The organism is Bacillus sp. MAG717A, from assembly GCF_036884855.1.
Lineage (GTDB): Bacteria > Bacillota > Bacilli > Bacillales > Bacillaceae > Bacillus > Bacillus safensis.
Genome location: NZ_CP145733.1, coordinates 1,589,852 through 1,612,949, shown reverse-complemented (window position 1 = coordinate 1,612,949; position 23,098 = coordinate 1,589,852). Strand labels below are relative to the sequence as shown.

General features: G+C 42.1%; 22 protein-coding genes, 1 pseudogene and 1 riboswitch. Of the genes and pseudogenes, 2 read left to right on the top strand and 21 right to left on the bottom strand.

All coding sequences use genetic code 11. The annotated features are described in order from the left end of the window. Nucleotides 1-122: 122 nt before the first annotated feature. From V6Z54_RS08220 to V6Z54_RS08190, 7 genes are all read right to left on the bottom strand, one after another. A complete protein-coding gene (locus tag V6Z54_RS08220) occupies nt 123-962 on the bottom strand; it encodes a methyl-accepting chemotaxis protein (RefSeq protein WP_075612162.1) in 840 nt (279 codons plus the stop codon). A gap of 150 nt (nt 963-1,112) precedes the next feature. Then, entirely contained in the window at nt 1,113-1,847 is a 735-nt protein-coding gene (locus tag V6Z54_RS08215; RefSeq protein WP_338527913.1) for an energy-coupling factor transporter transmembrane component T, read from the bottom strand. Then, nucleotides 1,837-3,435, bottom strand: coding sequence for an energy-coupling factor transporter ATPase (locus tag V6Z54_RS08210; RefSeq protein ID WP_338527912.1), 1,599 nt, complete (start codon nt 3,433-3,435; stop codon nt 1,837-1,839). The genes V6Z54_RS08215 and V6Z54_RS08210 overlap by 11 nt, the downstream gene beginning before the upstream one ends. Next, nucleotides 3,410-4,009, bottom strand: a complete 600-nt coding sequence (locus tag V6Z54_RS08205; protein WP_075612165.1) for an ECF transporter S component — start codon at nt 4,007-4,009, stop codon at nt 3,410-3,412. Before V6Z54_RS08205 ends, V6Z54_RS08210 begins: the two co-directional genes overlap by 26 nt. After that, nucleotides 4,006-4,692 carry a thiaminase II gene (gene tenA / locus V6Z54_RS08200; protein ID WP_041087536.1) on the bottom strand — a complete coding sequence of 229 codons (687 nt, stop codon included), beginning with the start codon at nt 4,690-4,692 and terminating at the stop codon, nt 4,006-4,008. Before tenA ends, V6Z54_RS08205 begins: the two co-directional genes overlap by 4 nt. 87 nt (nt 4,693-4,779) lie before the next feature. After that, nucleotides 4,780-4,883, bottom strand: a riboswitch (TPP riboswitch). Nucleotides 4,884-4,939: 56 nt separating this feature from the next. Then, entirely contained in the window at nt 4,940-6,067 is a 1,128-nt protein-coding gene (locus V6Z54_RS08195; RefSeq protein ID WP_041087534.1) for a hypothetical protein, read from the bottom strand. A 139-nt stretch (nt 6,068-6,206) separates the two neighbouring features. After that, nucleotides 6,207-6,863: a type 1 glutamine amidotransferase domain-containing protein gene (locus V6Z54_RS08190; protein WP_338527911.1), complete on the bottom strand. Its 657-nt coding sequence runs from the start codon at nt 6,861-6,863 to the stop codon at nt 6,207-6,209. Nucleotides 6,864-7,120: 257 nt separating this feature from the next. On the opposite strand from V6Z54_RS08190, the gene V6Z54_RS08185 reads away from it, so the two are divergent. Further along, nucleotides 7,121-7,285, top strand: coding sequence for a hypothetical protein (locus V6Z54_RS08185; protein WP_003214630.1), 165 nt, complete (start codon nt 7,121-7,123; stop codon nt 7,283-7,285). Nucleotides 7,286-7,318: 33 nt separating this feature from the next. Here V6Z54_RS08185 and V6Z54_RS08180 read toward each other — a convergent pair whose 3' ends face one another. The 11 genes and pseudogenes from V6Z54_RS08180 to V6Z54_RS08130 form a co-directional block, all read right to left on the bottom strand. After that, nucleotides 7,319-7,690 carry a DUF1304 domain-containing protein gene (locus V6Z54_RS08180; RefSeq protein WP_024423930.1) on the bottom strand — a complete coding sequence of 124 codons (372 nt, stop codon included), beginning with the start codon at nt 7,688-7,690 and terminating at the stop codon, nt 7,319-7,321. 5 nt (nt 7,691-7,695) lie between these two features. Beyond that, nucleotides 7,696-7,950, bottom strand: coding sequence for an ORF6C domain-containing protein (locus V6Z54_RS08175; RefSeq protein ID WP_012011773.1), 255 nt, complete (start codon nt 7,948-7,950; stop codon nt 7,696-7,698). 207 nt (nt 7,951-8,157) lie between these two features. After that, nucleotides 8,158-10,539, bottom strand: a complete 2,382-nt coding sequence (locus V6Z54_RS08170; RefSeq protein WP_041087527.1) for an immune inhibitor A domain-containing protein — start codon at nt 10,537-10,539, stop codon at nt 8,158-8,160. Nucleotides 10,540-10,728: 189 nt separating this feature from the next. Continuing rightward, nucleotides 10,729-11,022 (bottom strand): putative quinol monooxygenase, encoded by a 294-nt coding sequence (locus V6Z54_RS08165; RefSeq protein WP_039182626.1) that lies wholly within the window; start codon nt 11,020-11,022, stop codon nt 10,729-10,731. Between the two features lie 25 nt (nt 11,023-11,047). Continuing rightward, nucleotides 11,048-11,686 carry a nitroreductase family protein gene (locus V6Z54_RS08160; RefSeq protein WP_039182629.1) on the bottom strand — a complete coding sequence of 213 codons (639 nt, stop codon included), beginning with the start codon at nt 11,684-11,686 and terminating at the stop codon, nt 11,048-11,050. A gap of 13 nt (nt 11,687-11,699) precedes the next feature. Beyond that, nucleotides 11,700-12,184, bottom strand: a pseudogene (locus tag V6Z54_RS08155) (MarR family transcriptional regulator). A 140-nt stretch (nt 12,185-12,324) separates the two neighbouring features. Continuing rightward, on the bottom strand, nt 12,325-13,626 hold the full coding sequence (locus V6Z54_RS08150) for a pyrimidine-nucleoside phosphorylase (protein WP_338527910.1): 1,302 nt from the start codon (nt 13,624-13,626) through the stop codon (nt 12,325-12,327). 25 nt (nt 13,627-13,651) lie between these two features. Then, entirely contained in the window at nt 13,652-14,833 is a 1,182-nt protein-coding gene (locus V6Z54_RS08145) for a NupC/NupG family nucleoside CNT transporter (RefSeq protein ID WP_060698825.1), read from the bottom strand. A 166-nt stretch (nt 14,834-14,999) separates the two neighbouring features. Further along, on the bottom strand, nt 15,000-15,671 hold the full coding sequence (gene deoC / locus V6Z54_RS08140) for a deoxyribose-phosphate aldolase (RefSeq protein ID WP_338527909.1): 672 nt from the start codon (nt 15,669-15,671) through the stop codon (nt 15,000-15,002). 84 nt (nt 15,672-15,755) lie between these two features. Continuing rightward, a complete protein-coding gene (locus V6Z54_RS08135; protein ID WP_034281387.1) occupies nt 15,756-16,700 on the bottom strand; it encodes a sugar-binding transcriptional regulator in 945 nt (314 codons plus the stop codon). Nucleotides 16,701-16,760: 60 nt separating this feature from the next. Next, nucleotides 16,761-17,636 carry an aldose 1-epimerase family protein gene (locus V6Z54_RS08130; RefSeq protein WP_338527908.1) on the bottom strand — a complete coding sequence of 292 codons (876 nt, stop codon included), beginning with the start codon at nt 17,634-17,636 and terminating at the stop codon, nt 16,761-16,763. 239 nt (nt 17,637-17,875) lie between these two features. On the opposite strand from V6Z54_RS08130, the gene V6Z54_RS08125 reads away from it, so the two are divergent. Then, nucleotides 17,876-19,699 carry an acyltransferase family protein gene (locus V6Z54_RS08125; protein ID WP_269102885.1) on the top strand — a complete coding sequence of 608 codons (1,824 nt, stop codon included), beginning with the start codon at nt 17,876-17,878 and terminating at the stop codon, nt 19,697-19,699. A 153-nt stretch (nt 19,700-19,852) separates the two neighbouring features. Here the strand turns inward: V6Z54_RS08125 and V6Z54_RS08120 are convergent, their stop codons facing one another. From V6Z54_RS08120 to V6Z54_RS08110, 3 genes are all read right to left on the bottom strand, one after another. After that, nucleotides 19,853-21,133 carry an MFS transporter gene (locus V6Z54_RS08120; protein WP_338527967.1) on the bottom strand — a complete coding sequence of 427 codons (1,281 nt, stop codon included), beginning with the start codon at nt 21,131-21,133 and terminating at the stop codon, nt 19,853-19,855. 86 nt (nt 21,134-21,219) lie between these two features. Beyond that, complete coding sequence (locus tag V6Z54_RS08115; protein ID WP_338527907.1) at nt 21,220-22,317, bottom strand: saccharopine dehydrogenase NADP-binding domain-containing protein; 1,098 nt, start codon at nt 22,315-22,317, stop codon at nt 21,220-21,222. Next, nucleotides 22,314-23,021 (bottom strand): class I SAM-dependent methyltransferase, encoded by a 708-nt coding sequence (locus V6Z54_RS08110; RefSeq protein ID WP_338527906.1) that lies wholly within the window; start codon nt 23,019-23,021, stop codon nt 22,314-22,316. Before V6Z54_RS08110 ends, V6Z54_RS08115 begins: the two co-directional genes overlap by 4 nt. Nucleotides 23,022-23,098 lie beyond the last annotated feature (77 nt).

Here is a 23,098-nt window from a genome sequence, read left to right as displayed (position 1 = left end):
CTTTTTCTATCATACAGAAGTGTATCCTGCCTGTCAGCGATAAAACGGTCATAATCCTAACAAGTTTCTCACCTTGAAATGATAAAAAAACCTCCAATTCAGCTGGAGGTTTTGTCGTTCTTTTATTTCACTTGATAGTTTACTAAGTCGTTTGCTAATGCTTTCATCGTTTCGTTTGTTTCGTGAAGGCCTTCAATAATTTTTGTAAAAGTGCCTACAAGTTCTGCCTGATGCTCAGAGGAAGCGACAATTTGCGCAATTTCTTCTTCCATTCCTTTGATTGAGCCCTGCACATCTTTTAGGGCTGTTTCAATGTCAGTCGTCGCCTGTTTCGCATGAGTTGACAGCTTTCTCACTTCTGTTGCGACCACTCCAAAGCCTGCTCCTGCTTCTCCTACTCTTGCTGCTTCTATTGATGCGTTAAGTCCAAGTAAGTTCGTTTGATCAGAGATACCTTTAATGAGATTAGACACTTGATTGATTTTAGAGGAATTTTCGACAGTGGTTTTCGTATTTTGAAGAATTTGTTCACTTGTCGCTTGTAGTTCCTCTGAATGTGCGGCAACCTGCTGTACCATTGCGACTAGTTTTTCGGAAGCTTCGTTGCTCTCCGTCATGATGTGCTCTAATCGTTGTTGATTGGTTTGGTCATAGGCCACACAGAAGGCAGCAACCACTTGACCTGATTCATCAGTAATTGGAACGGCTACGATATCCATTGGAATCCCGTATACTTCTTTCGGAATTTGGATAAACGATGGTTCTCTCCCATTTTTCAGCATCGCAAAGTTTTGGAATCCAGCATCTACTGTATCACCAGCTTTAAATCCTAAATCAATATTCCCATGCTGCTGATAATAAAGAACCTTCTCTTTCCCTAAAACAGAAAAGGTTAGCTGTTCTCTCATAGCAAGTCCAATGATTGGTAAAGCGTCTATTATGTTATCAATTCTCTGTGACATTCGCTTACGTTCATCCTCTCTTTTTCTCAGTACACCTTCTTTATCGGTTCGTTATATGATCTATTACAGCCTGTAATGTGCACTAATATCAATCTAATGACCTAAGACATATAAAAAGCCCACATTCTATCAAGAGAATGTGGGTGTTTTTTAAACAAAGTAAATGCACATGAAGACACTAATACCGATGAGAAAAAGATACATATAGTCAATCCATGAGGTGCTGATGATATGATAATACGTTCGCTCTCTCGTCCCTGTGAAGCCCCTGGCTTCCATTGCAATCGCTAAGCGTTCTGATTTTCGTACGCCTTGCGTAAAAAGGGGCAATGCATAACGCATAAACGCTTTCCAGCTGTTTTTTTGCTTGTAGCCTCTGATTTTATGTGCAGCTTTCATTTGTTTTAATTCACTTTGAAATAACGGAATAAACCGGAAGCCGGCAAGCATTCCATACGCCCATTTTGGAGACATTCGGCATTGATGAATCAAACTCATCATAAATGCCGTCAAATCTGTTGTGGACGTAAAAAGGAGGCCAAATGTTACAAATCCAAGCATTCTGAAAGCGATGGTGAGACCATTTCTTAAACTCTCCTCCGTGATATGAAACCACGCCCACTTCCAAACAGTATGATCCCCCTTGCCGAAGGCCGCCATCATCCAAAAGACGAGAATAAAAAAGAGCAGATAAGGGACAAGCCTTGTGATGAGATACTTCATATTCCATCCACCTAAAACAAGTCCAATGCCAAGAGCAAACAGCCAGATGATAAAGGTTGTTTTAGGATCAGATATCGCCATGAGGCAGCCCAGCGCAAGCAGGTGAGCGAGTAATTTCATGACTGGATTCACAGTAGAAAGAAAGGAATGATTACTTTGCAATCGTCAGCACGTCCTTTCTTTCTGCCACATAGCGATAATGTAAAGGAGCTCTCAGCTGATAAGCATCGACAAGTTCCTGATTTGAAAATAAATCATAAGGGGTGCCATCATACACATGCTTCCCTTGATGAAAAAGAAGCACTTGATCGGCACACTCATCGACAAGCTCCATATCATGTGTGACCATCACAATAGTTGTGCCTTGGCGCTGACGCTCTTTTAAACGTCTCATTAATTCCTTCGCTGTTTTTTCATCCTGCCCGAAAGTCGGTTCATCTAACAGCAATACATCTTGATCAAAAAGGAGCATCGTGGCAACACTCAATCTTCTTTTTTGCCCTAAACTTAAGGTGAAGGGATGTGCTTTTGCATGCTTCTCTAAACCGAACTCTTTCAGCAGCTGAACCGTTTTTTCTTGTACTACTGATTCTGGCCAGTTTCGCTGTCTGCCGCCAAATGCAATTTCATCGAATACTGTGTCTTGTATAAATTGAAGCTCCGGATTTTGAAACACAAAGCCTGCTTTTTCATAGAGTAGTCGGTCAGACCATTTTTTAAGGTCTGTTTCTTTTAAGAAAATATGACCTTTTTTAGCTGGCTCTAAGCGGATCAAATGTTTGAGAAACGTACTTTTTCCGCTCCCATTTTCTCCAATAATCGCCACCCAATCTCCTGCTTTGATATCAAGCTGAAGATTACTCATAATCCTTTTTTTCCCGTAGCTTAATTGAAGATTTTCTGTACGAATCATTGTCTCTCGTTCGAATGATGCCACTTTTTCATGCTGCGCTTTTCTTGCTTCATAGGTTTGCATAAAGGTTTGACTCAGTGGATGAAATGGATCTTGAATAATCGTGGACCATTTCTCGGGAAATAATTTTGGCCGCCAAATTCCTGCCTCTTTCATTTCTTTCTCATATGTTACGAGCACATTTTTTGGAGCTCCATCTGCTAAAATGCTACCTTGGTCATCTAATAAAATCACCCGATCCATCCATTCGATGACTCCGTCAAGTACATGCTCTACAAAAATCATGGTTTGCTGCTGATCGGCTGCAAGCTGCTGCAACAGTTGAAATATGTCCAATCTACCTGCTGGGTCAAGCTGTGCGGTTGGTTCATCAAAGAATAGAACATCCGGCTGTAATGCTAGTAAACAGGCAAGTGCCAATCGCTGCTTCATGCCGCCAGATAAAGTGTGAATCTCTGTATGCGGATCAACATTCAGTTGGACTTTTTGCATGAGCTGCTGAATGATATCATCCATCTCTTCACGAGGGACGGAACGGTTCTCTAAGCTAAAGGCAATTTCTTCATTGACGCGGTGCATACAAAACTGAGAGTCTGGATCTTGAAACATGACGCCTGTATGTCTTTGTAATACCACTTCACCCTGCATGTCTGCTTCCACATGCTCTGGAATGATTCCAGCCAGAACCGAAATGAGCGTGGATTTCCCGCTTCCGCTCGGCCCTAAAATAAGCACCTTTTCCCCTTTTTGAATCGTCAGGGAGACTTGATTTAAAATAGGCTTAGGCTGTTCATAAAAACGGACAGTCAGATCATTGCACGCGAGAAATGAATTCATGCTGTTCACCTTTGTTTCGTTTTTCTTTCATGATGGCATATTGATTCAGTACACCTGTTTTGGATAGTGCGTCCACCACCACTTTCGCAAGGCAGCCGCCAAGTATCATTCCGCTAATAATTTGAGTCACAAGGGTCATAAGTAAAACTTGAGGTGTGTAATAACTAAAGCCATTTGCCACGAGACTGTACGCCATCGCTCCGATAGCGGCAAAGGCACCAGACAGCATCAGTGTCCACATGCGGTATCGTTTATACCCAAAAAGAGCGAAGGCGATTTCTGCCCCAAGCCCTTGGCATACACCAATCAGCAGAGCTGAAAGTCCGAAGTGGCTGCCTGTCAATAATTCCACAGCCGCGGCAGCTGTTTCCGCAATCAGAGCAGCCCCCGGCTTTTGAATGATATACGCAACGATTGGACTGGCAATGACCCATATTCCAAACATGATATTGCCTCCTGCTGGGCCCACAAGTGCTGTAATTGGTAAGTAAAGTGTGGACCACCCTAAATAGATCACACCGCACGCAACGGATAAAATCACGGCAAGGACGACTTCTTTCATCTTCCATGTCATGATGAATGCACCTCCAGTTGAACTGGCCACTCTTCAACAGTAAAGGCCATTTCCCAAAACTTGTACTCGAGCTGGCAGCTTAAGATAAAATGCTGTTTCATTTTTTCCTTTTCCTTCTCACTTGCTGCTTCCGCCAATTGATCGAGCCGCTTGCAAAGCTCACCTGTGACAGAATCGGTTAATCCTCCATAAAACGTGATCCACTCATAAAACGGATGTGACGGGTCTGGCTGCACATCTGTGAGCATTCGTTTCCCTATTTCCCAATATGTCCAAGGACATGGAAGGAGGACAGCGATGATTTCACCAAGTGTACCTTCCTGTGCGACTTGCAGCATGTGATGAATATAGTGATGAGCACTCGGAGCCAAAGAAGCACCTTGAAGCTCATCATATGCTACTCCTGCCACTCGGCAAAGGTTTTGATGAGGGTGCGTTTCACTATCTAGTACAAACGCAATCTGCTGATGAAAAAACGCAATATCCTCTCTGCCTGTACATCTGCTGAGCGCTGCTGCATAAATTTTAATGAATGCTTGTAAGTATTCTGCATCCTGTTTGACATAATGAATGATCTGTTCCTTTTCCAGCTTTCCTGCTGCCAGGCCTCTGACGAACGGATGCTGATAAATAGCTTCAAATAACGAATCTGCTTCTTTCCTTAATTGCGTAGAAAATGTCATAAAAAAAGCCTCCTCTTTTTCAGTTGAATAAATGAAAAAGCCACCCCAAATGGAGCGGCCTTCTTATCGATTCAATCATGAATAAGACAAGGTCCAGCTCCACTTCCCTCCGCTAGTACGAACTAGATCAGGTTCAAAGGGTCCAAGATTTTCTCTTGTCTCAGTCATACATGACTCCCCTAGTGGACTTTTGTCATTTAATTATCTTTACTCTACACATGTGGCGATTTGATGTCAACCGCCTTTCTTAATTCAACGTTCTGATTGTTGGCAGCTTCTCGATCCCTGCAGCATAGTAGAAATTCAGCACGCTGAAGAAATCAATCGGCTTTCCTGTTTTTAAATCTACAGCTAAAATATGATCACCGTAATTTGTCATATCATCAATATCTAAGCGTCTTGGTGTTGTCTTCCCGAGTGTATCTACAAAGGTATCATGGTAATATTGCCCGCTTGCATAAGACGATTGATGGTACATAAACAATGTCTCCACATCTAAGTAGACGAGAATGGCCTCTGAGGAACTTGCGTATGGAGCAGAGTACGACACTGGTGCTGAAATACTTTTCACCTTCACACTTTCAACAGAATGAGTTCTCTGTTCATATTTTCCATCATATGAGAAGTAAAACACACGCTCCCATTTATAATCAGCGGTCTTAGATTGTTTGTTATACACTTTTGTACCGTTTGCGAAAACATCCCCATTGGCATACGTAGCGACAAAGTATTGCAATGTTGATGACAGGGATTCAGCACCTGTGAAATTTGGTGGGTTTTTTGCATTCACCTGTAATGTATATGAGTCTCCAAATTCTCCACCGCTGGTAATACCAAACGCATAATCACCCGCTGGTAAATTGCTTAACGCAAGCAGACTGCCTGCCGGTTGAATAAGATCCGTTGGATAGGCTTGTCCTGTTTCATAATCAACAACAAACAATTGAACGAAATAATCAGGGTTTGAAGAGGTAATCCGGCTGATGAGTGCCTGAGGTGAAGATGTGCTTAAAAACCATAGATCAACTGGGTCGTCCTCTGTTAAGACAGCCGATTGATTTATGGCTAGTCCATCAATGGAGCGAACGGCAGACGTGCGCATTTTACCATCTTTAGCAGCTTTTCGTTTGATACTGATTCCTTTCTTCTTATTCACTTTAAATGATTTTTTCACTTGCTTCTGTTGGATAGCGGTTCCTTCATCCTGCTTCAAAAACGACTCTTGCACTTGCTGAATCGCTTTTTCTGTCAGTGGTGATCGTTTCCCACTTGATTTTGGTGCTTCTTCTGCTTTTAATGCTGGTGAAAACAAACCTGTTGCAACGAGTAAAACAGACAGTAAAGCTGCAGTGATTTTGACATAAAATGCTCTCACAGGAACATCCCCTTTTCTTCATTTGGGTTTTTTAACCTGTGATAATTTTACCATTATTCCATTCATTGTTTTGGTCTTTTTTGGGACATTTTTATAACAAAAAACCAGCCGCATGAGTAACGGCTGGTTTTTGATCGTTTTATGCAATGGTTTTGACAAACAAACCTGCTGTTTCTGCACTTGATCCTGGGTTTTGTCCAGTAATGATTTGTCCGTCAACGACAGCAAATGGCGCAAAAGCATCGCCTTTTTCAAACGCTGCCCCCTGCTCACGAAGTTTTGTTTCCAATAAAAATGGAACCTTTGATGTCAGCTGCACGGCTTCCTCTTCTTCGTTGGTGAAGCCTGTGATTTTTTTGCCTTCGATAAATGATTTGCCATTTTCGTCCTTCACATCAACGAATGCTGAAACACCATGACAAACGGCTCCGATCGCACCATTTTTATCTGAAACCGCTAAGATCGCATCCGCTACCAATTGATTAGACGCAAAGTCGATCATAGGGCCGTGTCCCCCAGCAAAGAAAATGCCGTCATAATCAGCTGGATTCACATCTGTAAGCGCCTTTGTATCTTGAAGTAGTTCATACACATCTTGATATTGCGCTGGGACACCTTCAGGAATTGAATTTTTGTCAATTGGTACAGTGCCACCTAGAATGGAGACAATTTGTACTTCTAGTTCATTTTCTTTAAAAATATGAAATGGCTCTGCTAACTCTTCTAGCCATAAGCCTGTTGGATGTCCATTCATTTCTGGGCTGCTTGTCGATACTAATAACACTTTCTTACTCATATTGATCATCCTTTCGATTTATCATGTGGTTATTTTATATTTTGCGCAATTAAATATCAAGCAATATGACTTCGTCAGGTCAGCTCTTTATGTTATACCCGATTTTCTAAAAAATATGGTATGACTCCAAATCTAATCAATATGTCACATTCTATTGGTAGGGAATTTCATGTAAAATTGTCATTGAGTGATATAATATGAGGAAAGATTGACAGACCTCTCGTCACAAGAGGAGATTTTTAAAGGAGTGGAAAAGAATGAAAACCTATTCGATTGTGATGATCATCATCACGCTCTGTATTATATTGGCCGTCTTTTTGATGAACCTAACGGGGGTCATGTACGGAAAAATCATTTTGGCCGTTGCCGTTGCCCTTTGTCTAACATCCATTATTCGTTTAATGGGTCTTCGAAAAAGATAAAGCCGCCCTCACTAGAGGCGGCTTTATTTAAGGTTAGATCGCCAGCATCAGTGCAATGAGTGCAAGCAGCGCTGGTACTCCTTGTTTGATGATAATTGATTTATTGGATGTTACACCGCCAAATACTGCTGCGATGAGCACACAAAGAATGAAAAACAGCTGAATCATATATCCAACGGTATTCGATCCAAGAATGAGCCCCCAAATGAGTCCTGCAGCTAAAAACCCGTTATAAAGCCCCTGATTGGCAAACATTACTTTGACATTTGGATCTTTTTGCAAGTGTTCTGGCAGCTTAAAAGATCGCTTCGCCATCTTTGATTCCATAAAAAACATTTCTAATAACATGATGACAATGTGTTCTAATGCGACAATTCCTACTAAAATCATTGCTAAAATATTCAATTTAGTTAATTCCTTTCTGATAGACGGTCACGAATCTCTATTTTGTCCGTGTATAAATCAAAGTCTTGTATTAATTCTAGCGCTTCTGTAAAGCGACTTTGTGGAATGTCTTTCATTTTTCTCACGCCGAATTCCTTTTTAATAAAAGCCATGATGGTATTGATATGAAGCTTACCGTGGCCATCATACTCCAAATGGCTGCAAAAAGTCTGCATCGTCCCTCGAATCACCTTTAATTGCTTGGCAGTGACACAACTCATTGGTAACGCTCATCCTTTCCTTTGTTTTAACAGCTAAAAAGAATCATGGTTGAAAGAAAAACCTTCCAGTCTCTATTATATAATGGTTTCATTCGGATATCAAAATAAAAAAGAACAGACATTCGATTTAAAAAAACAATCGTGCCCTCACATTCCTTTTCTCACATATCAAAAAGCCGGATTCAATAGTAGAATCCGGCTTTCTATTTAGTTACTTTTCGAAATTAACACCTTTCCAACAGAACGATCCTTACTTTGTCCAACGACTTTAAAGGATAACCCATATGTCGGTACATCGCGTCCTGCATCTGGGTTGTTTGGATTCACATAGTTCTTTTTATCACTAAATGTACGAGCCGGGCGAATGTAGCGATCTTGCAAAGTTAAGCCCGTTGTTGCTGTATAATCTATATTCAGCTTCGTACTTGGATTCAAAGAGAATGCTGCATCATGTACTTGGAACCCTGTTGCGGCAATGGAACCGTCACTCCATTTTAATACTTTCTGATCTGCATCTACTACGCCAAGGAAGCCGTTCCCCGGATGTTTTCCTACCCAGTTATCACTGTATGATTGATCGACATACCAAACGACCAACCCGTTATTATAGCTCATCAGACTTGCCCCGCGTTTAATATGCTTTAAGCCTTTATCGACATCAGCATAAGAGCGCCACTCTAGTAAATAGTATTGTGCTGCATATTGTTTTCCATTAGATTTTGAGAATCCATTAAAGGTAAAAGTAGATGTATCCTCGGCATCATCTGACCATACGTTCGTTCCATCTGCTTTGACGTTCAGATCATCTACGAATAAACCTGGAAGTGAATAGCCTGCATCGGTTGTGTAACGGAATTGCAGGTCGATTTTCTTCCCTGCATAAGCAGACAGGTCAAAGTTAGCATCTACCCAGCCGTCTGATTTTCCGTCGATGCCATTGCCTTCGTTTGCACCTGCTTCATTTCGATCATTCGTGATGTTACCCGCGATGGTCTTCCATTGATCAGTCCCTGATTCACGCACTTCGACATACGCATAATCATAATCTTCTTCAATATCGTACCATGCTTTAAATGTCAGCTCTGCTTTGCTTCCTTTTGACAAATCAATACCTGTTGTCGTCATGGTTGCATTCAAATTGTCACCCGTTCCGCTGAAGTACGAATATTTTCCTTGAGCAGGTGTCGTGACGACAATCTCTTTATCTGGTAAATCGACTCGAACGGCATCATGGTTTGTTCCTTTTGTTGCTGCTTCATCAATTAAGACGGTTTTGCTTTTCTTTAATGTTTTACCATCGATGGTTTGTCCAGAAAGCCAGTTGCCCCCATGCAGATTTTGAAGCATTTCTTTCGCATATGGGCTAAAGCCTGTTGGTTCCGTACCAGGCACTTTACCTGCCCAGCTTCCGCTTGACATGATCGACCAGTAAGAAACGGGCTCTCCGTTGCCTGTGTACTGTGTATCGTACTCGTCAGGAAGACCAAGATCATGTCCGAATTCATGTGTAAACACACCTGCTGCGCCATCTTCAGGCTCAATAGTGTAATCCAATGCGCCTATTTTCCCGCCTTGTCCGACTTCAGATTCAGTATCCGGAATTTCAAATACATCACCAAGTGACCAGCGGTGTGACCAAATCGCATCAGCGCCAAGTTGTCCGCCGCCTGCTTCTTCACCTACACCGGCATGAACGACCATCAGATGGTCAATGATGCCGTCTGGCTCGTTATAAACACCGTCGCCATCAATATCATAGCGGTCCCATTGATCATATTCGCCGAGATCAACATTTGGATCTTTTGCTGCTGCTTCGAGTGCTTCTTTTACCAATTCGCGCGGTCTGCCGTCACTGCCTGAATCGTCAGGTACGTTCCCGCCATAATAAGCAGCTTCATGCTTCGCTGTATACCATCCTGCAACTGTTCCACTGACTGTGTAACTGCCGCCGGACTGCTTTTCATAATATTGCTTCATGGATACTTTTCGTTTCCCATCTGGACCGATGTAGCCATTTTTTCCGAAAAGCATATCTTGATAATGCTGTTGATCAAACTTGTCATAATACATATCAGTCTCTTCTTTTTTGATACTATTATGCTTATAATCTTTAAAATCTACTAATAAAACCAATACCTTATCATTGCGGACGTCACCTTTATACTTTTCCTTTTTGACCGGTTTTACTTGATTGCCTTCTTTTCCTTTATGCTTCTTTAACTTTTTCTTTTTGGCAAGTTTGTTATGTACCTCTTGTTTGTATTCTTTGAGGAATTCAGGCTCTTCTGTTAAAGTGCTGGCACTTTGTTTCATTGCCGATTCTTCTTTTTTCTTTAGATAGTTCTTTAATGCTTTTTGGGTTTCTGCCTCATTGGCATTCTTTTTGATCTTTCCTTGTTTTTTCAAGGCTTTGACGAGACGGTCTTCATTTACGACGCTTGAGTCAAATGGAATACCTGAATAATGACCGCCGTCAGAGGATGTTGATTTTTCTGTGGTGTGGGCAGATAGAGGGGTGCTGAAAGCTGTCAATGTGCCTAAACTTAGCACAGCGGTTAGTGCAATTTTCGTCCATTTCCCTTTTTTCATATTGGTTCCTCCCTATTTTGGTAATAAATAATATCTAATTCTAGCATATTCCAATATAGTTAAGTCGAAAAACATTTTATTTTCAGAAATTTTGTGGAAAATGCACAATACGTGAACGAAATGGGTGGAACCATATGTCGAAAATAAAAGAACCCTAGGCGATAACCGCCTAGGGTGTTTGTTGTTTTTCTATGAAAGCTGCTGGCCTTGAAAGGCAACCACGTCAAGTGGAGCGGCTAAGAATTCTTTTGCCTTCGCTACGAAAGCCTGGAAATGAGCACTTGCATTATGGCTTTGAACCGCAGCGTCATCTTTCCACACTTCTACCATTAAAAAGGTATTTTCCTTATCTGTATCCTTGAACAGCTTGTAGGAAACATTGCCTTCTTCAGCCTGTGAAGCTTTCATTAATTCGTTGATTTCTTCTAAAAATACGTTTTCTTTTTCTGGATGAATGGTCATCCCTGCATGAATAATAATCATTTGATCGTCTCCTTTTGAAAAGATATTATTTCCACTCAGCAATACGATCAACCGGTAAACGGTAAGATGCATAGCCTTCGTCAGCTGCTTTCCCAATTGATAGCAGCATGACTGGTACATAACGTTCTTTATCCCAGCCAAATGTTTCAGCAATGACTTCTTTATCATATCCGCCAATTGGATTTGTATCATAACCGTGTGCACGTGCAGCAAGCATAAGCTGCATAGACACAATCCCACCGTCAATTAAAATTGTTTCGCGGTTCACTTGCTCTGGAAGAACCTCAAAGTGTGCAGTTAATGCAGCAATTTGTCTTTCTTTCACTTCTTGCGGCATGTAGCCATGCTCTACTGCTTTTGAATAAATTTCTTCTAAGTATTCATCGCTTTTCATATCTGCAAAAACTGCAATGACAGCTGCTGATGTTGACACTTGTGTTTGGTTGAATTTTGCAAGTGGTGCAAGCTTTTCTTTTCCTTCTGGGCTGTCAATCACCATGAAGCGCCAAGGCTGTGCATTCACTGATGATGGTGCAGTTGTTGCTTCTTCTAAAATCTCTGTCATTTCTTCTTTGCTGATTTTCACAGATGGATCATAGTTACGAATAGAGCGGCGCCCTTTCATAATTTCCATAAAATCGTTTGTTTTTAATGTTGTAGCCATGTGTAACACTCCTTTAGGTTGTTTGAATCTTTTCGATGTTTTGTTGTATACGGATGAGCACATCAGTGAGAAGCCTTCGTTCTTCTTCACTTACGTTTTCAAGCATTTCTGAGATAAATCGTTCTTTTTCTATTTTAGAAGCTTCGATTCTTGTTCTGCCTTCGTCTGTTAAGCGAACAAGTGTGACTCGATTATCTTCTGGTTTTCTTCTGCGTGTGACCATTCCTTTTGTTTCTAACTGTTTTAAGTGACGCGTCACAGCTGCACTATCAATATTTACTTTTTTCTGCAAATCTGATTGGCTGATTTCATCGGCTTGGAATAACAGCGATAGCAACTCAAGTCTTGATTGGCTGATGCCCGTGCATGCTTCGAACTTCACGCCCATCATACGGTTCACGCACTGCAAACGATATAATACCTCTGCCTCTTCAGAGCAAAATGCAGTCAATGCCATCCCCTCTTTTCTATTCGGAAATCAATTACTTGATATATCAATCATTGACTCGTCAATTAATATACACCCATTGTTTGATGATTGCAAGAGGTTTGTTTCATAAAGTGAATTTTTTTATTTCAATAGAAAATGACGAGCATAAAAAAAGACAAAAGCGACGAATCACTTTTGTCCTTTTTCTTTATTCAGTAATGACCGTGTGGATCAAAGTTGGTGCATCGGCATGATCAGCGATGCGGATGTTGTCATAAATTTTCTCCATGACATTTGCAACATCTTCTCGATTCGCATACAGTGTCACAAGTGAATCTCCTTTTTCAACACGATCGCCCACTTTTTTGTTCAGCATGATGCCGACAGATAAGTCGATATCGTCCTCTTTTGTTGCGCGTCCTGCTCCAAGAATCATCGCTGCAACACCGATTTCGTCCGCGACGATTTCAGCTACGACACCTGATTCTTTTGCAGGTACTTCGATTTTGTAAGGTGCTTGCGGCAGTTTTTCAGGCTGATCCACAATTGAGCTGTCTCCACCTTGGTTTTCTAAGAATTCCTTGAATTTCTCAAGTGCTTTGCCGTTTTTCATCACTTCAATCAGCTTTTCTCTTGCTTCATCAAGTGTGTCTGCTTTTTTCGCAAGAACGACCATTTGACTTCCTAATGTGAGCACAAGCTCGTTTAAGTCTTCAGGACCTTCGCCTCGAAGCGTATCAATCGCTTCTTTCACTTCAAGGGAATTTCCAATCGCTAATCCTAGCGGCTGAGACATGTCAGAGATGACCGCCATCGTTTGTCTGCCAACGTTGTTTCCGATGCGCACCATGGCTTTTGCAAGCTTCTCTGAGTCTTCTGGTGTTTTCATGAAAGCACCTGCGCCTGTTTTCACATCAAGTACAATCGCATCTGCACCAGCAGCAATTTTCTTACTCATAATGGAGCTTGCAATAAGCGGGATTGAGTTAACAGTTCCTGTCACATCACGAAGAGCATACAGCTTTTTATCAGCTGGTGTCAGGTTGCCTGATTGGCCAATGACCGCTACTTTATGACGGTTCACGAGCTCGATGAATTCGTCTTTTGTAATTTCTACGTGGAAGCCTTTGACCGCTTCAAGCTTGTCCACTGTACCGCCTGTATGCCCAAGGCCGCGCCCAGACATTTTCGCAACAGGTACATCTAGTGCCGCAACAAGAGGAGCGAGTACAAGCGTAGTTGTATCACCTACACCGCCTGTTGAGTGCTTGTCTACTTTAATACCGTCAATGGCAGACAGGTCAATTGTATCTCCTGAGTTCGCCATAGCGAGTGTTAAGTCTGCACGTTCTTGATCCGTCATATCTTGGAAGAAAATTGCCATAGCCAAGGCACTTGCTTGGTAGTCAGGAATTGTTCCGTCCGTATAACCTTTGACAAAGAAAGAAATTTCCTCTGAAGATAATTCTTTTCCGTCACGTTTTTTCGCAATGATATCTACCATTCTCATTGTTTTCACCATTCCTTTTTTTAAATTAGTAAATCAAACCGACAACGCCTGCTGTTAAGAAACTGACAAGAGTTGCACCGAATAACAGCTTTAATCCAAAGCGTGCGACTACGTTTCCTTGCTTTTCGTTTAAGCCTTTGACTGCTCCAGCAATGATACCGATAGAAGAGAAGTTCGCAAATGATACAAGGAATACAGAAATGATCGCTTCTGTACGAGCAGTGAAATGCAGGCCATCCCCAGATAGAGCGAGCATCGCAACAAACTCGTTTGATACCATTTTGGTTGCCATAATGCTTCCTGCTTGTACCGCTTCGCTCCAAGGTACACCGACAAGGAACGCAAATGGAGCAAAGACATATCCAAGTACATCTTGGAAAGAAACACCGATGACTGCTGTAAAGATACCGTTAATCATCGCAATTAATGCAACGAATCCAATCAACATTGCAGCAACAACAATCGCTACTTTGAAGCCATCCATAATGTATTCGCCAAGCATTTCGAAGAAGGATTGTCTTTCTTCCTCAACGACTTCAAGCATGTCTTCGTCCTTAGACACTTCATATGGATTGATGATCGATGCGATAATAAATCCACCAAATAGGTTCAGCACAAGTGCTGTAACCACGTACTCTGGTTTAATCATTTGCATGTACGCACCAACAATCGACATCGATACTGTCGACATTGCAGATGCACATAATGTATAAAGACGCTGCTGAGGTAATAATCCAAGTTGTTTCTTAATAGAAATAAAGACCTCTGATTGACCTAAAATCGCAGACGCTACTGCGTTGTAAGATTCTAGTTTCCCCATACCGTTTACTTTACTAAGCAAATATCCGATTCCACGTACGATAAGCGGAAGAATACGCCAATGCTGCAGGATACCGATTAACGCTGAGATAAAAACGATCGGCAGTAAAACATTGATGAAGAACGTAGACGCTTTATCATTCATTAACCCGCCAAATACAAAGTTGATTCCTTCGCCGGCATAGCCTAGAAGCATTTGGAATCCTTTTGCAAAGCCTCCGACTAGGAAGTTTCCAACACCTGTATTGAGCAGGATATAACCTAAAATAAATTGCAGTACAATCATGACAATTACTGGACGGAATTTCACTCGTTTTTTCCCATTACTAGCCAGCCATGCAATGGCGAGAATCACTAGCAAACCGATGATACCAATCACGTATTTCATGTTTTTCCTCCTTGAATGAATTCGTTTACATTAATGCGCTTGTATGGAACAAACCCTATTTCGTAAACAAAACGCGGAAGAAATTCCCAGAAGCGAGTTCCTTCCGCATATGACTTTTTCATCATTTATGAGTCATGAATGTTATCCTACCATAGGATCGTATGAATTAATAGTCTTTCGAAGGAGCTGATTGATCCCCTTTGATAATGGAAACGCCTGCACTTGCACCAATACGGGTAGCACCTGCAGCTGTCATTGCCTCAACGTCTTCTTTTGTTCTCACGCCACCTGATGCTTTCACACCGATATCAGGCCCTACTGTTTTACGCATTAATGCGATGTCCTCAGCTGTTGCACCGCCTGTACTAAATCCAGTCGATGTTTTCACAAAATCAGCGCCTGCTTTCACTGAAAGCTCACAAGCTTTGACTTTTTCTGCATCAGTAAGTAGGCACGCTTCAATAATGACTTTCACAAGTGCCTTCCCTTTTGCCGCGTCTACAACTGCGCGAATATCTTGCTCAACGACATCATATTCGCCGTCTTTTAGTGCTCCGATATTGATGACAGTATCTACTTCTGTCGCTCCGTTTTCAATCGCATCCTTTGTTTCGAATGCTTTCACCGCTGTTGTGTTCGCACCTAACGGGAAACCGATGACTGTACATACATCAACACCTGTTCCTGCTAGTTCTTTTGACGCAAGAGATACCCAAGTTGGGTTCACGCAAACAGATGCAAATTGATGAGTCTTTGCTTCTTCAAGTAACTGCATAATTGCAGCTCTAGTTGTATCTGGTTTTAGTGCTGTATGATCAATGAGCTTTGCTATCGTCATGCTTCACACTTCCTTTTAATTATGATACTTTCATCATATATGACGAATGAACAATTGTAAACACGGTTATGAAATTTTGTTCATCTATTTTGTGACATTTAAAAGAGCCCTCGCTGTGTGCTGATCGATGATCAATACATTCGCATATTTTCCTCTTAGTGCGCCGTGTATAGAAGCCACCTTTCGATGACCGCCAGCGACAAGAATGGATCGTTCTTTTGTCCTTAAATCATCTAGCTCCACACCAATTGTGCGATTGTTAATGGCTTCACTGCAAATGCGTCCATCTTGATCATAAAAACGCGAGCAAATGTCTCCGACACTGGATGCCTTGAGGAGAGCTTTTTCTTCTTCACGGAAATAACCTAGTCTAAACAAAAGTGCCTCATCTCTTACCGTTCCAACAGTAAACACAGCGATATTCGCCTGCTTGCCCATTTCAATAATTCGCTGAATGTGTCTGTCCTGCTCAACCATTTCCTTGACAGCAGCACTATCAAATACAACAGGAAGCGGCAAATAGCGCGGTGCTGTTTGAAAGGCCTCAGCAAACAACTGAATGGTTTCCGCAGAATATGTATTCACATGAGAATGGCTGATTCCACCCTTGAGCTGGACAACCTCTACACCTTTTACCTGTTTAGGTTGCATCTTTTGTGCAATTTGATACATAGTCGTTCCCCAGCTCACGCCAACGATATCACCGTCTTTCACCGTTTCTTGCAAGTAATCTGCACCAAATCGGCTCAAATAATCGGTGATGGTTGGATAGTCGTCCTTTGGCGAAAACACCACATGTGCTTCGAGAAGGTCATATTTTTCCTTGAGCAATGAAGAAAGCTCATTTAAATCCTCAAACGGATCCATCACCGTAATCTGGACATACCCCTTCTCTTTCGCATATTGAAGCAGCCGAGATACAGTCGGTCTGGACAAGTCCAGCTGCTTGGCAATTTCCTGCTGGCTGTAATCAGACAAATAGTAAAGCCTTGCCGCTTCAATACTCAGCTGTTGTTTCTCTCGATCCATTCATAAGCCCCCTTTTTTCTTCTATCATAACAAATTGTTCAACTCATCATGCACAAATGTTCATTTGAAGAAAATTGTATAAGCAGCATGAAAGGTCTCATTCTTTTTTAATGTTTGAATGCCAAACTTCTCTTTATACTGCCCATTCGTCCCTTCCATATCGGCGATGCCATACCACGGCTCAATACAAACAAAAGGAGCCATCGTTCCTTTTTCTTGATCATAAGGCGACCAAATGCCCACGAACGGAAAGCCAGTGAGATCGACCTCAACTCCGTGACCTGCATTGGAAGTCAATGACACTCGATTGATATGGCTAAAGATCATCGCATCATGCTGAAAAAGCTCTGGCCGAAGCTGGATCGGCTCAAGCTCAATTCCTTTTCCTTTCTCTCTGACAAGTGAATTCCGCAGTTCATATTGCACAGGGAGATGTTCAGTGGAAGGTGTCAATGTGAGTGAATAATCTGCTGCTTGCTCGCCTTCAACGAGAGGAACACGAAATGCTGGGTGCCCTCCAATGGAGAAATACATCGTATCATCTCCGTCATGATCAATTTCCCAGGAAATCTTCAGTCCATTTTCCAGTAGTTCATAACGAATTCGTGCTGTAAATTCATATGGGTATTGCTTCACGTGCCGGCCTCTTGATTCATATTGAAAGGTCACCGTATGATCCGTTTCTTCATATAAATCAAAATTGACATCACGCAAAAATCCATGCTGCGTGAGCTCAAAGGTTTGATCGTCAATCTTGTATTGATCATTCATTAATCGCCCAACAATCGGAAACAAGACAGGCGACACCCTGCCCCAATAAGCTGGATCTCCAGACCACATATAGTGACGCCCGCTTTCCTTGTCAAGCACCTCCCTGACTTCCGCTCCCTTTTCATGAATCTGAACCAATAACTGATCATTTTCGATCGTTCTCATTCAACACATCCCCTTTCCTTCTTCTTTTATTATGACAGGGATTTTGGTTTTGAGTATCAAATTCGACATCTCTTCACCCACCAATTCTTTTTTCGTATGAAAAAAATTTAAAAAAAGACAGAAATTCGCCAACAAAATGTAATGCTGATTCGTCTAATCTTATATAAAATAAAAGAATCGTTGCTCTTTTGAATGAACAACAAAAAGAAGCGTTTGACATTGATGGGGGATTCATTTTCATGAACAGCAAGGAAAATCGTTTTCGTTATATTTTAGGATTAGATGGACTAAGAGCCGTTGCTGTATTGGCAGTCATTGCTTATCACTTACATATCGGACCCGCAAGTGGCGGGTTTCTTGGCGTTGATTTATTTTTTGTCATTTCTGGTTACTTGATTACAACGATCTTGTTACATAAGCAGGATTTAGGCTATCAAGAGCTTTTGCCATTTTGGATGGGACGGATCAGGAGGCTTCTTCCAGCTGCTTACATCATGATTTTTATAACCGTCAGTTGGTGCGCGATTGCTGGTTCAAACGCATTATTGTCCATTCGTGGCGATGCCCTATCGTCCTTTTTTTATGTCAGTAACTGGTGGTATATTTTTCACCAGCTTTCATATTTTGATAGCTTCAATGCCCTATCTCCACTGAAAAATTTGTGGTCTTTGGCAATTGAAGAGCAATTTTATATCGTTTGGCCGGTACTGTTGATTGCAGGGCTGAAATGGATAAAAAACAGATCCCATCTGCCTATGATCACCTTTGGCCTAGCACTTGTCTCCGCCTTATGGATGGCGATTCTTTATTCACCAGATACCGATCCAAGCAGGGTTTATTATGGAACAGATACTCGTGCATTTGCGCTCCTGATTGGTTGCAGTCTGGCATTTGTGTGGCCTATGCAAAGACTATCCAGCAAGAAATTACTTCCTGTTGGCAGACGTATTTTACATATTGCCGGGTTCGGTTCGTTTGCGATTTTCCTTCTTTGTGTTTATGCAGTGGACGATTTCGATGCCTTTCTCTATCAGGGCGGCATGCTTTTATTCTGTCTGAATGCTGCCATTTTAATTGCGTGCGTCTGCCACCCTGCAAGTCTTATAGGGAAATGGCTGTCCTTTCAGCCGCTCGTCTGGCTTGGTAAGCGGTCTTATGGTATTTATCTGTGGCATTATCCCATTATCGTACTGACCACACCGGTCATTGAAATTGGACAGCCTTCCATCGCGCGTGTCACAATGCAGTTCATCGCCATTTTACTAGTTGCTGAGGCTTCCTATCGCTTCATCGAACAGCCAATCCGCCAGCATGGCTTCAGACAATATTTTGCCTCTTGGTCTATTTGGAAAAAAGGAATCAAACAATGGTCTACATCTAATAAGGTGTTCCTTGGAATCACCGCAGCTCTTTTGATCTTATTTATCATTGGCATGTCTAATTCGTCCACTTCATCCCCACATGTGAAGGAAGTGACGCAAATTAAGACAGCACCGAAAAAAACAGCCGAACCTTCGGAATCAAAAGCGAAGAAAAAGAAAGAAAAGCACGAGAAAAAAGCAGCTGATCAAAAACAATTTCACCAAATTCTTGCCATTGGTGATTCTGTCATGTTAGACATTGCGCCGAATCTTGAAAAAGCATATAAACAGATCACTATCGATGGGAAGGTTGGCAGACAGATGAACGAAGCCATCAGCATCGCCCCTCAATACAAATCATTTAATCAATCTGATGCCGCTGTTATCATTGAACTTGGCACAAATGGTTATTTTACTGAGGACACGCTGAAAGCATTCATTCAAAACTTTTCAAAGGCACATATTTTCCTAGTGAATACGAGGGTCCCGAGGTCATGGGAAAATGATGTGAATGCGGTAATTCAGCGAGTGGCCGATCAAGATCAAAATGTCACCTTGGTTGATTGGCATTCAGCCGCTACTGGACAGCCATCCTATTTCCAGCCTGATGGTGTTCACCTTTCAAAAAAAGGTTCTGACACATTGACACAGCTCATCACAGGGAGCATCAAGAAAAAAGGGGATGTGTCGACATCATCATAAAAAAACTAAAACTAGCATCCGGCTTGTTAATGTGAAGAAATTTATGCAGGTGCTCTACTATGAAGCAAAACGTATTTTTATGGAGGATTAAAAAAGACATGCTCTCCCATGATGGGGGTCATGTCTTTTTTTGTGATGCAGCACGGAGCTGCATTATGTTTTACTTTTAAATGACCAAACTATTACAGGTATGAGAAATAAAGATAAAATTCCTCCGCTTAAAGATAATGTAGCATAACTCGTATTCGCAGCTACCATTCCTGAAAGAGCACCGCCAGCAGCACCTGCTAACGCAATAAAAACATCGAGTGTTCCTTGGGTTTTGGCCCGGGTTGATGGTTCTGTAGAATCAACTATTTGAGCAGTACCACTAATTAAACCAAAGTTCCAACCCAATCCAAGTAAAGACAGAGCAATGATTAATAGAATCATTGAATCACTTGGTGCGAATGCTGCTAATAAACCAGCAAGTAACAATGTTATGCCCGACGCTATGCTCATAGTTGTTCGTCCTAATTTATCTACAAGTACACCCGTGATAGGTGAAGGAAGATACATTGCACCAATATGAAAACCAATAACAATTCCCACTTCGGCTAATCCATAACCATGATGCTGCATATGTACCGGTGTCATGGTCATGAGTGCAACCATGACAATTTGAGTTAAGATCATAACCGTGGCACCTACTGTAATCCCTTTTTTATCTATTTTTTTATCAACAGAATCTGGTTGATATCCAGGCTCATGTTTTGCTTTGTAAGCTGCTATTCTTTGAGCAATAACTAACGGATCAGGACGCAGCAGAATAAAAAGGACAAGACTTGCTACAATAAATGCTGCGGCTGATAAAATAAAGGGACCCGCAAGTGATGGAACACCAATTGATACGGCGAATTTACCCATCATTTCAACTAAATTTGGACCTGCTACAGCCCCAAATGTTGTCATGACCATTGTCATACTAATGGCCGTTGCACGTTGTTTAGAATTCGCTAAGTCAGTCCCAGCATAACGAGCTTGTAAATTTGTGGATGTTCCCGCACCGTAAATGAAGAGCGAGGCAAATAATAAAATGACACTATTCATCATAGCTGCAATCACAACGCCAATTGCTCCGATTCCTCCAATAACAAAACCTGTCGATAAACCGATGCGTCGTCCATAACGTTGTGAAAGTTTTCCTACAATGAAAGCTGCCCAAGCCGACCCCAAAGTAAATAAAGCCATTGGAACTCCTGCATAGGCTTCAGTTCCAAGCATTTGTTGAGCTAAAAGGGCACCTACCGTAATCCCTGCGGCTAGTCCAGCCCCTCCAAATATTTGCGATAGACTAACAACGAACAATACTCGTTTATATAATTTTTGGGGTGAATCTATATAATTTTTAATTATATCTTGTTCTGTATTTAACACTTGTAAACACCACACCATCCACTTGAAATTTATTTGCAAAACGTAACCTTTTTATCATTCCCGTCTACAACCCTCCATTTGAATCACTCTATGTTCGTATTCTTTTATGCGGTTAAAAGGTTGGCTTTCAGCGCTAACACACGCTTTTCCTTCGTGTTTTGATCCACCAACGCGAATTCTCCATTCTCATACGCTAATGAAAATAATTGTTCGATATGAAACACACCTGTCTGAAACCGCCTGCTCAATAAATGTATTGCTGCAGCAGAGGCGACTTGAGCTGTTGCTTGAGACTCATCATGCCCTTTTATTCCAAGCGCTGCTTGATGAATCTTGTTCCTCTCCATTCCTGTCGCCTCCACTTTCACTGCATATTGATCTGTTCCCATTTGAGCCGATTGAATCATGGAAATGGCTCTTCCCTTGATTTTCGGAACAGTGAGAAGTGACGTCATTCCAAGGCTCCTTGTGAAGGCAAATGCCCGCGTTGCCGCGCGAGAATCAAAACAAAGTCTTGTTGTCACAGAAGGCACACTTAGTGTCAAAGGCAATGTCTGCTGATCAGAGAAGGGGAACTGATAGGCTTTCCTCTTTCCAAGTTTCACCCCAAAATCTATACGCTTGCCTCCAGTAAAGCTTTTGACTCTTTTACGTTGATGATGCTCAGTAAGCACATAGTCAGTATGGACATTGTCAAGCGTCCATTCAATGGCGGCTTTTCCATGCTGATCACCCAACCCAAGCATAATCCCTATATCTATTTGATTCACTGATGAGAGCATAGATGATGCTTTCGCAGCTAATAAATTCGTAAGGCCGGGTGCGAGACCTACACTGAGCAAAGCCGTCGCACCGATTTGCTGCTGATCCAGCTGTGCCATCTGCTCCATATACGCCCCCTTTGCAGAAATATCGATATAATCAATGCCTGCCCGCAGAACGGTTTCAGCAAATGTCGTGTCTTCTTGATCGAGACACATGATCACCAGCTTTGTTTGATCCACCCAGTCCGAAAATAACGGCTCACTGACATCAAGTTGATAGGGAAGAACCTTCCCTTTTGTCTGGCGTGAAAATTTCTCTGCCTTCTCATAGCTTCTGCCTGCTGCAACAATTTGACCGGGATACACTTCACTTAGCTGAAGACATATTTGCTGTCCAACATGTCCATAGCCGCCTATCACCATCACCTGTGTTCTCATTTCTCATCCGCCTCTCTACGATTCCGCTTGCAAACAAGCCCTTTGATCATTCCTGCCTGAAAATAGGGTCTGATGTCTTCAAATCCTGCTTTGATTAAATGCTCTTTTATTTCTTCCTCGGGAACAGGGTGTGTCGTGTGTCCCAGCCTGTTTTTAAAGGACGTAAACACCTCTTTTTCCAGGCCTTGCCGCTGCATGAAAAGAGAAAGCATGTGAAGCTCCTGTTGAAACGCATGGGACTTCATCTCGCCTTGTATAAAGGCCAACATAAACGGTGCTTCTGGTTGAAGCCTGCGGGCAACCTCGTCTAAAAAGAGCTGGCGCTTTTCTATAAAATGAATGACAAGCAAGCTCACTGCCGCATCGTAAACAGGTTCAGCTGATACCGTATCTAATGAGGCCTCATGCCATGTGACACGCGCCTCCATTTCTAGCTTTGCAACTCGCTGTTTCGCCATGTCCAGCATAGAAGGTGACGGATCAACCCCTGTGATGAGCCAGTCTTCTTTTCTTTGTAACATGTTGATGATCTCTTCGCCCCCACCCGCTCCAACAGTCAGGATGCGGGGAACCGCTCCCTTTAATTCAGTTTCTAATACATCTATTGTCAACTCATGCAATAGCTGATAGCCGGGTACTTTATAGGCAATCGTCGCTGCATATGACTCAGCAACGGGATCGTGCCAATGCTGGTTTTCTTTCATGTCCTTCTCCTCCAGTTCCTTTCCGCTTTCCATCGTTTCCTGTACACTAACGATATGACATCTTTATTGTAAAAAGA

Excerpts from the sequence above, each read along its gene's own strand:
- V6Z54_RS08130 (WP_338527908.1), bottom strand. The coding sequence starts at position 17,636 with ATGAGAACGATCGAAAATGATCAGTTATTGGTTCAGATTCATGAAAAG.
- V6Z54_RS08160 (WP_039182629.1), bottom strand. The coding sequence starts at position 11,686 with ATGGCTACAACATTAAAAACAAACGATTTTATGGAAATTATGAAAGGG.
- V6Z54_RS08210 (WP_338527912.1), bottom strand. The coding sequence starts at position 3,435 with ATGAATTCATTTCTCGCGTGCAATGATCTGACTGTCCGTTTTTATGAA.
- V6Z54_RS08125 (WP_269102885.1), top strand. The coding sequence starts at position 17,876 with ATGAACAGCAAGGAAAATCGTTTTCGTTATATTTTAGGATTAGATGGA.
- V6Z54_RS08110 (WP_338527906.1), bottom strand. The coding sequence starts at position 23,021 with ATGAAAGAAAACCAGCATTGGCACGATCCCGTTGCTGAGTCATATGCA.
- V6Z54_RS08115 (WP_338527907.1), bottom strand. The coding sequence starts at position 22,317 with ATGAGAACACAGGTGATGGTGATAGGCGGCTATGGACATGTTGGACAG.
- V6Z54_RS08220 (WP_075612162.1), bottom strand. The coding sequence starts at position 962 with ATGTCACAGAGAATTGATAACATAATAGACGCTTTACCAATCATTGGA.
- V6Z54_RS08205 (WP_075612165.1), bottom strand. The coding sequence starts at position 4,009 with ATGACATGGAAGATGAAAGAAGTCGTCCTTGCCGTGATTTTATCCGTT.
- tenA (WP_041087536.1), bottom strand. The coding sequence starts at position 4,692 with ATGACATTTTCTACGCAATTAAGGAAAGAAGCAGATTCGTTATTTGAA.
- V6Z54_RS08170 (WP_041087527.1), bottom strand. The coding sequence starts at position 10,539 with ATGAAAAAAGGGAAATGGACGAAAATTGCACTAACCGCTGTGCTAAGT.
- V6Z54_RS08190 (WP_338527911.1), bottom strand. The coding sequence starts at position 6,863 with ATGAGTAAGAAAGTGTTATTAGTATCGACAAGCAGCCCAGAAATGAAT.
- V6Z54_RS08175 (WP_012011773.1), bottom strand. The coding sequence starts at position 7,950 with ATGAGTTGTGTCACTGCCAAGCAATTAAAGGTGATTCGAGGGACGATG.
- V6Z54_RS08185 (WP_003214630.1), top strand. The coding sequence starts at position 7,121 with ATGAAAACCTATTCGATTGTGATGATCATCATCACGCTCTGTATTATA.
- V6Z54_RS08165 (WP_039182626.1), bottom strand. The coding sequence starts at position 11,022 with ATGATTATTATTCATGCAGGGATGACCATTCATCCAGAAAAAGAAAAC.
- V6Z54_RS08120 (WP_338527967.1), bottom strand. The coding sequence starts at position 21,133 with ATGGTGTGGTGTTTACAAGTGTTAAATACAGAACAAGATATAATTAAA.
- V6Z54_RS08135 (WP_034281387.1), bottom strand. The coding sequence starts at position 16,700 with ATGGATCGAGAGAAACAACAGCTGAGTATTGAAGCGGCAAGGCTTTAC.
- V6Z54_RS08145 (WP_060698825.1), bottom strand. The coding sequence starts at position 14,833 with ATGAAATACGTGATTGGTATCATCGGTTTGCTAGTGATTCTCGCCATT.
- deoC (WP_338527909.1), bottom strand. The coding sequence starts at position 15,671 with ATGACGATAGCAAAGCTCATTGATCATACAGCACTAAAACCAGATACA.
- V6Z54_RS08150 (WP_338527910.1), bottom strand. The coding sequence starts at position 13,626 with ATGAGAATGGTAGATATCATTGCGAAAAAACGTGACGGAAAAGAATTA.